Annotated in this window: 12 protein-coding genes; 4 read left to right on the top strand and 8 right to left on the bottom strand. The window is 34.8% G+C overall.

The window, feature by feature from the left end; all coding sequences use genetic code 11:
• Position 1 precedes the first annotated feature (1 nt).
• Positions 2-952: a bifunctional metallophosphatase/5'-nucleotidase gene (locus AC07UM_RS20540; RefSeq protein ID WP_494684431.1), complete on the bottom strand. Its 951-nt coding sequence runs from the start codon at positions 950-952 to the stop codon at positions 2-4.
• The gene (locus AC07UM_RS20535; protein WP_494684430.1) at positions 952-1,710 is read right to left on the bottom strand and encodes a 5'-nucleotidase C-terminal domain-containing protein; all 759 of its coding nucleotides are present in this window, start codon (positions 1,708-1,710) and stop codon (positions 952-954) included. The genes AC07UM_RS20540 and AC07UM_RS20535 overlap by 1 nt, the downstream gene beginning before the upstream one ends.
• 107 nt (positions 1,711-1,817) lie before the next feature.
• Here AC07UM_RS20535 and dapA point away from each other — a divergent pair, with 107 nt between their 5' ends.
• The 4 genes from dapA (at position 1,818) to AC07UM_RS20515 (ending at position 4,634) form a co-directional block, all read left to right on the top strand.
• Positions 1,818-2,693 carry a 4-hydroxy-tetrahydrodipicolinate synthase gene (gene dapA, locus AC07UM_RS20530; RefSeq protein WP_494684429.1) on the top strand — a complete coding sequence of 292 codons (876 nt, stop codon included), beginning with the start codon at positions 1,818-1,820 and terminating at the stop codon, positions 2,691-2,693.
• A gap of 121 nt (positions 2,694-2,814) precedes the next feature.
• Entirely contained in the window at positions 2,815-3,318 is a 504-nt protein-coding gene (locus AC07UM_RS20525) for a GNAT family N-acetyltransferase (protein ID WP_494684428.1), read from the top strand.
• 295 nt (positions 3,319-3,613) lie between these two features.
• Positions 3,614-4,195: a helix-turn-helix domain-containing protein gene (locus AC07UM_RS20520; RefSeq protein WP_124530785.1), complete on the top strand. Its 582-nt coding sequence runs from the start codon at positions 3,614-3,616 to the stop codon at positions 4,193-4,195.
• A complete protein-coding gene (locus AC07UM_RS20515) occupies positions 4,188-4,634 on the top strand; it encodes a response regulator (protein WP_494684427.1) in 447 nt (148 codons plus the stop codon). The genes AC07UM_RS20520 and AC07UM_RS20515 overlap by 8 nt, the downstream gene beginning before the upstream one ends.
• Positions 4,635-5,250: 616 nt before the next feature.
• Here AC07UM_RS20515 and recG read toward each other — a convergent pair.
• From recG to AC07UM_RS20485, 6 genes are all read right to left on the bottom strand, one after another.
• The gene (gene recG / locus AC07UM_RS20510) at positions 5,251-7,338 is read right to left on the bottom strand and encodes an ATP-dependent DNA helicase RecG (protein ID WP_494684426.1); all 2,088 of its coding nucleotides are present in this window, start codon (positions 7,336-7,338) and stop codon (positions 5,251-5,253) included.
• 155 nt (positions 7,339-7,493) lie between these two features.
• Positions 7,494-8,027 carry a thioredoxin family protein gene (locus AC07UM_RS20505; RefSeq protein WP_494684425.1) on the bottom strand — a complete coding sequence of 178 codons (534 nt, stop codon included), beginning with the start codon at positions 8,025-8,027 and terminating at the stop codon, positions 7,494-7,496.
• 34 nt (positions 8,028-8,061) lie between these two features.
• On the bottom strand, positions 8,062-9,537 hold the full coding sequence (locus AC07UM_RS20500; protein ID WP_494684424.1) for a peptide MFS transporter: 1,476 nt from the start codon (positions 9,535-9,537) through the stop codon (positions 8,062-8,064).
• A 70-nt stretch (positions 9,538-9,607) separates the two neighbouring features.
• Positions 9,608-10,171 carry a DUF1016 N-terminal domain-containing protein gene (locus AC07UM_RS20495; protein ID WP_494684423.1) on the bottom strand — a complete coding sequence of 188 codons (564 nt, stop codon included), beginning with the start codon at positions 10,169-10,171 and terminating at the stop codon, positions 9,608-9,610.
• 59 nt (positions 10,172-10,230) lie between these two features.
• Entirely contained in the window at positions 10,231-11,985 is a 1,755-nt protein-coding gene (locus AC07UM_RS20490) for a peptide MFS transporter (protein WP_124530779.1), read from the bottom strand.
• A 132-nt stretch (positions 11,986-12,117) separates the two neighbouring features.
• Positions 12,118-13,773, bottom strand: a complete 1,656-nt coding sequence (locus AC07UM_RS20485) for a peptide MFS transporter (RefSeq protein ID WP_494684422.1) — start codon at positions 13,771-13,773, stop codon at positions 12,118-12,120.
• Between the last annotated feature and the right edge of the window lie 177 nt (positions 13,774-13,950).

Genomic DNA, 13,950 nt, shown 5'->3' with positions numbered 1-13,950 from the left:
ATTATGCGGTTATGCTGCTGTCTATTGCCTGATTGTTCCAGGAAATATGCTGTATGTTTTTGTTTGTATCAAAATAAAAATCTATTCTACCTAAAAGAAGACCTGCCCATCCAACCTGGTTTACTAGGACATTTTTGCCCTTTCTGTTGTTATAGGATTGAGGTTCCGGTAAGAATGTATGCGTATGGCCTCCCAGGATAATATCAATATTTTCCGTACTGGCCGCTAAAATTTTATCACTTATTTTATTCGGTTCATCTTTATAATCATAACCGATGTGGGAAAGACAAATTACCAGATCACATTTCTGATCATTTTTCAGGAAATTTGAATAATGTTGTGCAACATCAATCGGATTGGAATAAACGGTTTCTCCATACTGTTTTTTACCTACCAGGCCATCCAGCTGAATACCCACTCCAAAAATCCCTACTTTGATTCCATTCTTGTTGAATATCTGGTAAGGAGAAGTTTTCCCGTCAAGAATTGTATTTTTAAAATCATAATTGGAACAGATAAAAGGAAACTTCGCATGAGGAAGTACTTTTAAAAATCCATCAAGGCCATTGTCAAAATCATGATTTCCCATGGTAGAGGCATCATATTTCATCATGGACATTAGTTTGAATTCCAGCTCTCCTCCAAAGAAATTGAAGTAAGGAGTTCCCTGGAAAATATCTCCGGAATCAAGAAGCAGTACATTACTTTCCTGATTTCTGATTTGCTGAATTAAGCTGGCTCTTCTTGCAAAGCCTCCCTGATTAGGATTTCTTGTATAGCTTTCATCAAAAGGCTCTATTCTGCTGTGTTGGTCATTGGTATGAAGGATAGTTAGTTTATTTGCAGATTTTAAGTCAAGAATTTTTAATTCTTCCGCCATCATCATATTGGGAGCTAAAGCCATTGCTAAAGATCCGCCTCCTATTGCTTTTAAAAAACTTTTTCTATCCATTATTTCTTCCCGATAAAATTTAAACGAACATCTGAATTGACTATCACTTCAGGAGTTTTCTTAAAATAATCGATAAATAAATCTCTCATTTTAATTCCTGTTGAGATTGATTCTCCTTTTGCAAAGAATTTCATATTGTCTCCTCCCAGAGCAAGATAGTCTGAGGTAGCAATATAATAGTCTTTTGCCGGATCTACTGTTTTGCCGTTGATTAAAGATTTAATGACCTGCCCATTCTTTGTTTCAATGTATAAATGAGAAACAGGATTGTTGACCTGCGTTTTCGCATAATACTCAAAAAGGCCCTGCAAATCTGCTCCTTTCATTTTCACAATAACCACCTCATTTTCGAATGGCATTACTTCGAAAACATTTTTAAGTAAAATATCTCCCTTTCCGATTGTGGTACGGATTCCACCGATATTAATCAGTGCAGCATCTACGTTTTGGGTAAGATGAGTTTTTATCCATTCATTACCTCCTTCAAATGTATAGTCTGCTAAAAGATTGCCCAGATTGCTGTTATCACCCTGCTTTGTAAGATCTACACTGGTGTGAGAGATCTTCTGGTTCATTTCTTTATCCAGTTTCTGCTTATAAGGCTCAATAAATTTTGCAAACTCCTCATCATTTTTTAGCTCATTATTAATAGAAATATTTTTCTGAGTCTTTACATTCACAAGCTGCGGCATAGAAGCCGTTTTGCATGCTGTAAGGGACACCAGAGCAATTCCTAGTAACAAGAATTTATTTTTCATAATCTCTTTTAGTATATGCAAATATAACTATATGTATAATAAAACATTATTATTTATTACAAATTCTTACTGTAAATTATTAAATTTGACAAAAATAATTCTAACAGATGAGCATTTTAAAAGGAGTAGGTGTTGCGTTGGTAACGCCCTTTAATGAAGATTTATCCGTTGATTTCGATAGTTTAACAAAACTGGTTGAATACAATATCGAAAACGGAACCAATTATTTGGTTGTATTGGGAACAACGGCAGAAGCCGCAACGCTTTCTGCAGAGGAAAAGAAACAGGTAATTGAGCATATCATTAAGGTGAATAATAAACGTCTTCCTTTGGTTTTGGGAATTGGCGGCAACGATACTCTTGACGTCAAGAAACAGATTGAAGAAGCAGATCTTTCTGCATTTGAAGCCGTACTTTCAGTATCTCCATACTACAATAAACCGAATCAGGAAGGTCTTTATCAGCACTACAAAGCTTTAGCTTCCACAGGGAAGAATATTATTATTTATAATGTTCCTTCCAGAACCGGGCAGAATGTAGACGCAGATACGACTCTTCGTCTTGCGAAAGAATTCCCTAATTTATTCATGATTAAGGAAGCTGCACCTAATATTTTACAGTATTTTGATATTCTCAGAAAGAAGCCTGAAGGATTTTCTTTGGTTTCCGGAGATGATGAGTATACATTGCCAGTAACACTGGCCGGAGGAAATGGGGTAATCTCTGTAATTGGGCAGGCATATCCTAAAGAATTCTCTACCATGGTACAATTAGCTTTCGATGGTAAAGTAAAAGAGGCTTATGAAATTCACAATAAACTGGTTGATATTACCCGTTTAATTTTTGCAGAAGGAAATCCTTGCGGTATTAAGGTAATTTTGACTGAAAAAGGAATCATCAAAAACTATTTGAGACTTCCTTTAGTAGCAGCTTCAGAAGGTCTTCACGCAAAAATTAAAGCTGAAATGGCAACCATCTCATAATGGATTGAGAAAAATGAATTTTAATATTGCTTTAAAAATTCAACAATGCATTATTGGAAAATATAATAAGGTGAAAAGTTTAGGCTTTTCACTTTTTTTAATCATCATAATATAATAAATCATGAAATTAAGACAGGCAACAACAGTAGATATTCATTTAATTCAGGATCTGGCACGCAGGTCATGGGAAAATGCTTACGCAGATATTCTTTCCAAAGAACAGATGGAGTATATGCTTTCTGAAATGTATTCTGAAACTGAAATTCTAATTCATTTTCAAAATCCTCATTACCATTATTACATGATTCAGGATGAAAAAAGTGATAAGTATGAGGGGTTTATCGGTTATGAGCATAATTATGAAGAAAATACAACCAAGCTTCACCGTATTTATCTTGTCCCGGAAAGTAAAGGCAAAGGATTTGGTAAAAAAGCACTTCAGTTTCTGAATGAAAAAGTTTCTGAAAACGGAAACCAAAGAATTATTTTGAATGTCAATAAGTTCAATTCCGCCAGAAACTTCTATGAGTCCCAAGGATACAGGGTTTATGATGAAGGTGTTTTTGATATCGGGAACGGATATGTGATGGATGATTACCTGATGGAATTTCTAATTCACATATAATTGACTTAAAATTTTGTAACTTTATCCTGTAATTCTATAACAAGTGACTTCTTTTTTTGAATCATCTTTGCTTCAGAACCAAATCACTTATAACAATACATTCATATGCTTGGTTTTGAGCTGACTCAGCTTTTTATCAGTATATTTTTTTCATCCTTAGTGTTTAAATTCCTGTATTCAATAATACAGGAGTTTTTGCGTATATACGTCAAAATAAAAAAATATGCACCTATTTCACATTTAATTGAAATAAATTATTATATTTACTAAAATTAAACGGCTTATATATACTAGGATGAAAATGTATGTTAAATTTGATTTCAATGCTCTTTGCAAAAAGATATTGGACGAGAAACTTAAAGAACACGGACTGAAGTACAGGTTGCTGAACTTCGGTGAGGTAGAATTCTATGAGCCCCTTACACAAGAACAACACAATCTTTTTAAACAAAATCTTGAAGAGTATGGTATTGAGATCATAGAAAGTCAAAAAACTGCTCTGGTACAAAAAATAAAAGATGCTATCGTAGAACTTGTCTTTTCTAATGAGATCATACCGGTAAAAGCATCGATATACATTTCTGAGAAACTGAATCACAGCTATGGTTATCTTTCCAACCTATTTTCGGAAGTTGCGTATACCTCTATAGAGAATTTTATTATTCTGCAAAAGATAGAGCATGCGAAAGCTCTGATCATAAGAAATAAGCAAAGCCTTACAGAAATTGCCCATAAACTGAACTATTCGAGTGTGGCGCATTTGAGTACCCAATTTAAAAATACAACAGGAATCACTCCCTCTCAGTTTCAAAAGATTATTGGAAGACGAAGAAGAGCCCAAAGCACGGCAATAAATCCTAAAATGCAGTATGAATAAAGAATTTCTGAACGTAATAGTAGCAGATAACGATGAAAGCACCTTGATTTTTTTTAAAAACATTTTGAAAGAGTTGAAAATCTCTATAAAAGTTCAATGCTTCAGCAACGGAAAAGATCTGATGAAATACCTGAATAATGAGGATGCTGTAATTCCCGAGCTTGTTTTCATAAAATATACCATTCCCGGAAAAGAATGTCTGGAATGTCTTGAGGAAATAGATTCAAATGCGAAATTCAACAACATGGTAACCGCCATTTTTTCTGAACCGATTTCAGAAGATGATATTGAAGATATTTTTGTAAAAGGAGCCAATATTTATATGAAAAAGCCAGAGTGTTTTGAAAGGTTCAAAAAAGCTCTTACGGATATTATTACCATCAATTGGCAGTATCATACTTCAGGATTGAATAAAGATAATTTTATTTTGAAAGTGTGATGTATAAAGGGTTTATTAATTCAATATTAAAAGAATGTAAATCATATTTGATGCATACTATTCACAAATAAGTGAAAATTTTATAACTAATAATTAAAATAATATAAAAGGCATCCGGATTAATATTCTGACATTTGTAAAAGCAAACTCAGACACAAATTTCATTATATAGAAAAAGATACTCATGAATGAGAAGTAATTGTTTCTAAAAACAAAATTATATAAATCACGATGTTAGTTAACAAAATGAATTATATTAATTTTCCAATTTTAAAGCACAGAAGATCTTTAAACAAAACGGTACAATCATGAAAACTTAAAGTAGTTGGAGATATTTTTATTCGTTTCATTCCCTCATCTCCACCTATACACAGTTAGTTTTTATAATAAGCAAGTTGGAAAAAAATAATTCATTTTGTTTTTTTATAAATTTATTTTAATAGTTGCGGCCTTACCTTATTCAAATAATATATTTTATATAAATATTTTCACACCACACCACAAAATATTAAGCCAAGACTATTAAAATAAATTTTTTATAGACAGACCAAAAGTAATTTCTTCTAAATAACAGTTTTATAAGGGGGCCGCAGGAAATTTTTTTTCTGCGGTTTTTTTATGATATTTTGCTCCACTTATTTTTTCCTTTGTAGTATCTGATATAATAGTTTTTGATAATCAGATTATCTGGTCTGGAAAGCATAGGATCGGCTTCCAGGATTTTTTCTACCGTATTTTTTGTTGTTTTAATGATCGCCGAATCATTAATGAGGTCAAGTCTCTTAAAATCTACCACACCACTTTGCTGTGTACCCAGAATATCTCCAGGACCGCGAAGCTGCATATCTACTTCAGAAATCTTAAAGCCATCATTAGTTTCCGTCATTGTTTTGATACGGGTTCTGCTTTCCTTGGATAATTTATCCGAAGTCATCAGAATGCAGTAACTCTGCTCAGCACCTCTTCCCACACGTCCTCTCAGCTGATGAAGCTGTGAAAGCCCAAATCTTTCAGAACTTTCAATCACCATTACAGAAGCATTGGGAACATTTACCCCTACTTCAATCACTGTAGTTGCAACCATAATTTCGGCTTTTCCGGAAGCAAAATAAGCCATTGCAGCATCTTTTTCATCCGGCTTCATTTTTCCATGAAGCATGGTTACGTTGTATTCTGAAAAATACTCCATGACATGTTCCAGCCCTTCCATCAGGTTTTTATAGTCCAACGTTTCAGATTCTTCAATGAGTGGATATACAAAATAGACCTGTCGTCCTTTTTTTATTTCATCTTTACAGAAGTTATAAACATACACTCTGTCCTTTTCACGTCTGTGAGCGGTTATGATTGGCTTTCTTCCCACCGGCATTTCATCAATGACAGAAACATCCAGATCAGAATAAAAACTCATTGCCAAAGTCCTTGGGATAGGAGTAGCAGTCATTACCAAAATATGAGGAGGAATTTTATTTTTCGCCCAAAGCTTAGCCCGTTGAGCAACTCCAAATCTATGCTGCTCATCAATGATGGCGAGTCCAAGGTTTTTAAATTTAACCTTATCTTCCAACACAGCATGGGTTCCTACTAAAATAGAAAGGGTACCGTTTTCAAGCTCTTCATGTATAATTCTCCTCTCTGCTGCTTTAGTTGAACCCGTCAGAATGCGGATATTGATCCCTGTCTTTTCTAGCAGTTCTTTGATTCCGTTATAATGCTGCTGGGCAAGAATTTCTGTGGGAGCCATCAGACAGCTCTGAAAACCGTTGTCCATGGCGATAAGCATAGTGAGAAGCGCTACCATCGTTTTTCCGGAACCTACATCTCCCTGTAAAAGCCTGTTCATCTGAATCGGCCTTTTCATATCCATACGGATTTCCTTTAAAACTCTTTTCTGAGCATTGGTAAGCTCAAAAGGAAGATAATTCTCATAAAAATCATTGAAATGATCCCCTATAATAGGAAATGAGTTCCCAAAAGACTGAGTCTTATGATGAAGTTTTTTTAAACCATATCCCAACTGAAAAAAGAATGATTCTTCAAATTTTAATCTGAAATCAGCCTTGTCAAAATGCTCCATATCCTTAGGAAAATGAATATTCAGGAAAGTGTGCTGCCTTGACATGAATGTAAAGGTTTTCATCAGGTATTCCGGGAAATTTTCTTCAATAAGATTCGGGATTTCTTTGCAGATATTTCTTAAGGCATTTTGAAAAAACCTTTGATTTAAACCTCTTTTGGTTAGTTTTTCAGAACTTGGATAGATGGGTTTAAGCCGTGTATCACCCTCCTTACTCTCTTCAGCTTCTATTTCCGGGTGCGGCATAGAAAACTGGCGGTTGAAAACATTGATCTTTCCAAAAATATAAACCTCTTTATTAATTGGAAGCTGTTCTTTCAGCCATTTTGAATACTGAAACCATACCAGATCCATACTGCCCGTATCGTCATTGAATTTTGCAGACAATCTTTTAGTCTTACCAGTCTGGATTTCCTGTACCTGAGTAATTCTTCCCTTAAATTGTATTTCCTGGCTGCTTTCTTCCTGAAGCTGAGATATTTTATAAATTTTGCTTTTATCGAGGTAGCGGATAGGATAGAAGTTGAGCATATCTTCCACGGTAGATAAGCCTAACACACTTTTGATGAGTTTGGCTCTTTCCGGACCTATTCCTTTTACGTATTCTATGGAGGTTTCTAAAGTCATTTTTAATTTGAGACCCGGGTTTCAAGACCTGAGTTTGTATGAAAAAACAAAGGTTCGAATTTCGGGAAAATAAAAAAGACTTCCAAAAAAATTGGAAGTCTCTATAGTGAATTTTTAGAATTGAACTCAAAAAGTCTGAATCCTGAAATTCTAAATTAATCTTTGATCTTAGATTTGAATTTTTTCTGGTAATCTTCCCACTGTTCTCTGGTACGGATTTTTTTAAATAAATCCTTAGAAATCAGTTCCAGATAGGGTTCAAGTTCTTTGGCTGACAATTCTCCCTGAAGAATAGTGATAGGATCACCATGTTCATCCAGAAATACAGTACTTGGAACAGCACCTACATTCATATATTGAGTGAACTCATGTAAGGAGTTTCTTCCTTTTTTCTGTTCTGTATTAGGATTAGAAAATGTTCTTCCGAAAATTTCAATAGTTTTCTTTTCTTCTGCATTAAATTTTACAGGATAAAAATTCTCATTTAATATTTGAGCAAGTACTGGGTGCCCGTAGGTCTTCTTGTCCATAATTTTACAAGGACTGCACCAGTCAGCATAAAAATCAATAAGAATCTTTTTAGGATGTTCTTTCTGTGCCTTTAAAGCCTCTTCAATAGTCATCCATTTAGTTTGTGCAAAACTAAAGTTTAATAGTAATAAGAGAACTATGCTTAAAATTTTCTTCATATTGTGATATTTATGTAAAAATAAGCATAATTACTTATTTTACATCTTGCATTAATTTTTTCACGAGTGAAGAAAGCAATATTAATACCACTCCTGCAATTAAAGCATAAATACCCAGTGTTTTATACCCATCTGTGTAGGCTAATAGTTTACTCATATTGGTATTTCCAGTGTTGGATTCAGATAAGCTTGCCCCAATTTTTCCAGCTGCAAATTGTCCGAATGCACTTGCTAAGAACCATAACCCCATCATCATTCCAAACATTTTTTTAGGAGATAATTTGGTGATAATAGACATCCCGATTGGACCTAAACATAATTCTCCAAAAGTAATGACAAGCCATGTAAAAGTAAATAAGTTAAGCGAAGATTTTCCGTCTGCACCTGCAAAATATCTCAGACTATAGAATAAGAAGAATCCTGCTGCCAGAAATAAAAATCCAATTCCAAACTTATTAATAGTGTTAGGCTCAAGTTTCTTTTTATTTAAACCAACCCAGGCTAAACCAATAAGTGGACTGAAAATAATGATAAAGAAAGAATTGGCACTGTTATTAATTACATTAGGGTCCATACCAAAACCTAACAAATTATGCACAAGGTTATCTTTTGCAAATAGAGATAGAGATCCACCGCTTTGTTCGTAAATGGAGTTAAAAACAAAATACATGAATATAAATACAAAGGCAGCAATCAGTTTCTTTTGATAAGCAGAAGTTTGTTTTAGGGTTTCCATTATGAAATAACCTACAGCGGCAATACCAATCAGATACATGAAATAATCTGTAAAGCTTGTATTTTTAACCATAATAAAAATAAGCGGCATACTTAATAATGCACCAATATATACCAATACTTCACGTAAGGTTCTCTTGGATTTAGGAATTAGCTGTAGTGGGGAATCTCCAATTGGTCCTAAAGTTTTTCTGGTAGCAAAAAAAGTAATGAGACCTAAGACCATTACAATGGCAGCAGCTAGGAAGCACCATGACCAAGAATGGTATTTTCCAAGATAAACACATAAAGCTCCACCTAAAAGTCCACCAATATTGATTCCCGCATAGAAAAGCCCATACCCGGCATCCCTTCTTGGATCATCTTCTTTGTAAAGTTCACCTACCATAGAAGAGATATTAGGTTTAAAAAATCCAGTACCTATAATAGAACACGTGATCCCAAAATAGAAAAAGTCATGTGGGGAAAGAGCGATGATAAGGTTTCCCACTGCCATGATAAGACCTCCGAAAACAAGAGACTTTTTGAAACCCAGGATTTTGTCTGCAAAGATACCGCCGATAAAAGTAAATGCATAAATAAAAGCCTGTATAGCTCCATATTGTAAATTAGCTTTGTCTTCCAGCAGCCCCAATTGGTCTACCATGAAAATGGTAAGGACTCCCCGCATACCATAAAAGCAGAAACGTTCCCACATTTCTACTGTGAATAAGGTCCAAAGCTGTTTTGGATACTTTCCTTTAAAGTCTTGTATTTCTTCTAGAGTTAAGCTCATAATGATATATGATTGTTTTAATTAAGGGTTTTTATTTTCCTGATCCAGTTCAAAACGGATTCTGTCCTGATCAATGATTTGTTTTAATACTTCTTCTTTGGGGAGGTACAGCTTTTATACCCAGAAATTCAAAAATATAGGGATCTTTTAAAACACTGTGAATACTTTCGGTAGAAGATTGTTTATGTTTTAAAACTCTTTCGTAGGCTAGGGAATTAATTTGCCTTTTCAGGTCTCTTGAGCTCCAGTTATTTTGAATGGCTTCATCTATATAATAATTGATTTTCCGAATATTATCTATTTTGAATAATAGTCTGTAATGGGTCCGGCTCAATTCGTGACGCAGTGCGTCACATGTTGGAAAAGTTTGATAAAAAGAACGCATATTTCTCAAATTACTTTCATCAAACCCTTTTCCAAACTCTAAAGTCAGTTTTTGAGAAAGGTTTTTTAGGATATATTTTTCATATTCAGCACGTTCTTTTCCTTGCTGTTCATCTTCAACAATAAGTTTTCCAATCTGCCAATAGCTAAGCAGTAGTGTAGAATTCGCTATTCGAAAAATCTTTTCGCGCGACTGTCTAATAATTTCCTTTACGGATTGGAATAAAGAATCTTCGGAAATTTCCATCATACGAAAATAAAAAAAACCTCTGACTTAGCAGAGGTTTTATTCATATTTTGTTAATGCAGTTAGTTTACACCATGCATCATTTTCTTTAAGATAGGTGAAATTAAACCTAAAATCACAGAAGCAATACCACAAAGTACTACGAATACCATGAAGAATTCGAATAGGTTATGAATCTCAAATCCTACAAAAGTAGGGTTGTGTAATGGAAGTTGAGCTTTATCAAAAGCAGCTACCTGATCAGCGGTTAGAGTTACTTTTTTATCTAAAACATCCTGAAGGTTAACTCCTATTTCTTGAGCTTTTTTGAATTTATCACCTGTTGCAGGGATAAGTGCTCCTAATGAACCTGCCAAAGCATATCCTGCAGCATTAGAGATAAAGAAAACACCATACAATAATGAAGCAAATCTTTTTGGAGCCAGTTTACCTACTAATGATAATCCGATTGGAGATAAACAAAGTTCACCACAAGTCTGGATGAAGTATAAAAGCATTAACCATTTGATCGCTAATAAGCCCGAGTTTCCAAGATCTTTTACATTGTGTGCAATGATGAAATAAGAAAGGGCAATTAATGCTAATCCCATCGCTTGTTTGAATGGAGATACCGGCTCTTTTCCTTTTGCTCTTAGCTTATCCCAACATAAACTGAAAGGAACTGCTAATAGAACTACGAAAATTCCGTTAAAGATCTGAACCATTGAAGGAGGCATATTCCACCCAAAAATATTTCTGTCCGTCTGGTTATCTGCTATAAATGTTAAAGATGAACCTGCCTGCTCGAAGGCAGCCCAGAAGAAAATAATAAAGAATGATACAATATAGATTACCCAGATTCTTTGTTTTTCAATCTTGTTTTCAGCAGAAGACATGATCAGGAATGCTAAAGAAATACCCGCTGCATAGATGAAAGGATAAATAATTCCTTTGATTAGCTGGCCCATTTCTACCGCTTTAAATCCAAATTCTCCTACAAGAAGATATCTGAAAGCAAAGAATAGAATGATAAATATCCCCCCAGTAATCCCTAAAGACTGACCTGAGAATTTAGCCGTTTGCGTTTCTCCTTCTTCAAAGTCGGCACTTGTATTGTTTTTAGGCAATCCACCGATAGGTCTTCCTTCCGGAGTTACTACATATTTATTTTTAAGGATAAAGAATGTTATTGTTCCAATTACCATTGCAATAGAAGCAGCTAAGAATCCCCATTTGAAAGCAAAAATATCTCTTACTCCCGTTGCAGCATCTTTTACATCTCCTACGTATGGACAGATAAACTGACCTAGGAATGCTCCGATGTTAATTCCCATATAGAAAATGGTGAAAGCAGAATCCAGTTTAGACTTTTCCTGTTTTGGATAAAGACTTCCTACCATTGAAGAAATATTTGGTTTGAAGAATCCGTTACCAAAAATAATAACGAATAAAGCCAACCACATGATCATTTTGGAACTACCCAAATCTGCCGAAAAGGTAGATGCACTGATGAATAATAGAAATTGGCCAATAGCCATTAATGACCCACCAATGATAATGGCAAATCTGTTTCCAATATATTTATCAGCAATAAAACCTCCTAAAAGAGGGGTTAAATAACATAAAGCTAGAAATCCACCATAGATGATCGCAGCATCAGCTTCTTTTATTAATAAGGAATTTACCATGAAGAGCGTCAAAAGAGCTCTCATTCCATAAAAGTTAAAACGCTCCCACATTTCCGTTCCGAAAAGAACCCATAATCCTTTAGGATGCCTGGAATTCTTACTCTCTACAAATTCATCCGGTTTCGGACTCAATGCTTCAATATTATCCATTTCTATTGTTAATTTTTGTTAAGACTGACAAATATAGTTTATTTTAGGTTTTTGGCAAGGTTTTAATTTTATTTTTAAATAAAAAAGCTGCGGAGGAGTTCCGCAGCTTGCTAATCGTTATAATATCAGGGATTAATGCCCTTTTTCCTTCATAATTTTGTTCAGTCTTTTTAACATAGAAAGACCTAAAAGTGTAGCAAATATTAACAAAGCAAAATTCACAAGGAAATAATTGGTCTTGTTTTCGTAATTGTACCACGTACTTGCTAAGATTCCTGAAAGCTTATTACCAACAGAGTTGGCCAGGAAAAACCCTCCCATCATCAATGCTGTAATCCTCGCAGGAGACAGTTTCGAGACAAAGGAAAGCCCCATTGGAGACAGACATAATTCACCGATGGTAATGACACCGTAACTGGCTACCAGCCATAGAGGGGAAACTTTTACTGCTCCGTTATCTCCGGCCATGACGGCTAAAACCATCACCAGACAGGAAAGTCCAGATATAAATAATCCTAAAACAATCTTGGTAGGTGTCAAAGGCTCTTTTCCTTTTCTCCTTAATAATGCCCAGAATCCTACGATAACAGGGGTTAAAGCAATAACCCAGAACGGATTGATAGACTGAAATAATTCTGTATTGTATAGATATACTTTGCTCTCTGGATTTTTCTCAAGGGCGGCACGCTGTTCAGGCGAAATGTTTTTAAAGTAAACATCTTTTCCTGTTTCCTTCTTCGTTTCTCCGCTGTCATCCTTTTGAGAACGGAACTGATTGTCATAAACAGGAGTTTCTTTATCTTCATAGCTCTTGCCATCCACCATATAAATTCCTTCCAATGGCTTTTCAAGAGAAGCAGGAACGCTTCTGTCCGTATAATAATTCGCCCATCTTGTTAAAGCCGTTCCATTCTGTTTGAAAACAGCCCAGAAGAACATACTGATAAGGAATACGGATAATAGTGCTCCGATAGGTGCTTTTTCGTCAGGCTTAGCTTTAAAGTAAAGAGAGGCATAAAAGTAAATTACAGGCACACAGGCAAAAATAAAGGCATCCGTACTGTCACTTCCGAAGATATTGTTAGGAATAAACCAGCCTATTGCACCGGCAACTATAGCAGGAACAAAGACTTTTAGCATAATTTCTGAAAGCTTTGTATCTCCTTCTTGTACAGGCTTCATCTGTGCAGCATGAATGTAGTGCTTTCTTCCGATCGTAAAAATAACCATACCGATAAGCATTCCGACTCCTGCAGTGATGAACGCCTCACCCCAACCGAACTTGTTACGCATGAAAGCCGCAATAATGTTACAAATAAATGCTCCGATATTGATTCCCATATAGAAAATATTATACCCGGAGTCTTTATTGGCTTTATAAGGTTCTTCAGAATAAAGATTTCCTAATAAAGTCGAAATAGTGGGTTTAAAGAACCCGTTTCCAATAATAATTAAAGCCAATGAGGTATAAAACAAAGGTAAATCCTTAAAAACACCCATTCCTATATATCCTGCAGCCATTAAAAAACCACCAATATAAATAGATTTAATATATCCTAAAACTCTGTCTGCAAGGAATCCGCCAATGAATGGAGTCAGATAAGTTAGTGCAATATAGGTTCCGAAAATGTCATCAGCAGTTTTGTCTGGCAGTCCAAGTCCTCCTTTCATTCCGGTAGGCTCAATAACATACAGAACAAAGATTCCAAGAATCAGGTAGTACCCGAAACGCTCCCACATTTCTGTAAAAAAGAGAAAGGGCAGCCCTTTAGGATGTTTAGTCTTCATATATTCAATTTTCAAATTTCCCAAAAATAAGTTTTTAATTTTAATTGATAAAATAAATAATACTTGCGTAAATGATTAATGAAATAAATAAGAAATATAAATGTGTATAAGGGTTTTCTATATTTAAAAATCTGTACATATTCTGCAATTTACAAGTACATGAAAAAGCAAAAAATA

The organism is Chryseobacterium sp. GW821-FHT04C04 (assembly GCF_059420365.1).
The sequence above is the reverse complement of the archived record's forward strand: the minus strand, read 5'-3'. Positions and strand labels throughout refer to the sequence as shown.

Excerpts from the sequence above, each read along its gene's own strand:
- AC07UM_RS20540 (WP_494684431.1), bottom strand. The coding sequence starts at position 952 with ATGGATAGAAAAAGTTTTTTAAAAGCAATAGGAGGCGGATCTTTAGCA.
- AC07UM_RS20500 (WP_494684424.1), bottom strand. The coding sequence starts at position 9,537 with ATGAGCTTAACTCTAGAAGAAATACAAGACTTTAAAGGAAAGTATCCA.
- AC07UM_RS20525 (WP_494684428.1), top strand. The coding sequence starts at position 2,815 with ATGAAATTAAGACAGGCAACAACAGTAGATATTCATTTAATTCAGGAT.
- AC07UM_RS20515 (WP_494684427.1), top strand. The coding sequence starts at position 4,188 with ATGAATAAAGAATTTCTGAACGTAATAGTAGCAGATAACGATGAAAGC.
- AC07UM_RS20505 (WP_494684425.1), bottom strand. The coding sequence starts at position 8,027 with ATGAAGAAAATTTTAAGCATAGTTCTCTTATTACTATTAAACTTTAGT.
- AC07UM_RS20490 (WP_124530779.1), bottom strand. The coding sequence starts at position 11,985 with ATGGATAATATTGAAGCATTGAGTCCGAAACCGGATGAATTTGTAGAG.
- AC07UM_RS20485 (WP_494684422.1), bottom strand. The coding sequence starts at position 13,773 with ATGAAGACTAAACATCCTAAAGGGCTGCCCTTTCTCTTTTTTACAGAA.
- recG (WP_494684426.1), bottom strand. The coding sequence starts at position 7,338 with ATGACTTTAGAAACCTCCATAGAATACGTAAAAGGAATAGGTCCGGAA.
- AC07UM_RS20495 (WP_494684423.1), bottom strand. The coding sequence starts at position 10,171 with ATGATGGAAATTTCCGAAGATTCTTTATTCCAATCCGTAAAGGAAATT.
- dapA (WP_494684429.1), top strand. The coding sequence starts at position 1,818 with ATGAGCATTTTAAAAGGAGTAGGTGTTGCGTTGGTAACGCCCTTTAAT.
- AC07UM_RS20520 (WP_124530785.1), top strand. The coding sequence starts at position 3,614 with ATGAAAATGTATGTTAAATTTGATTTCAATGCTCTTTGCAAAAAGATA.
- AC07UM_RS20535 (WP_494684430.1), bottom strand. The coding sequence starts at position 1,710 with ATGAAAAATAAATTCTTGTTACTAGGAATTGCTCTGGTGTCCCTTACA.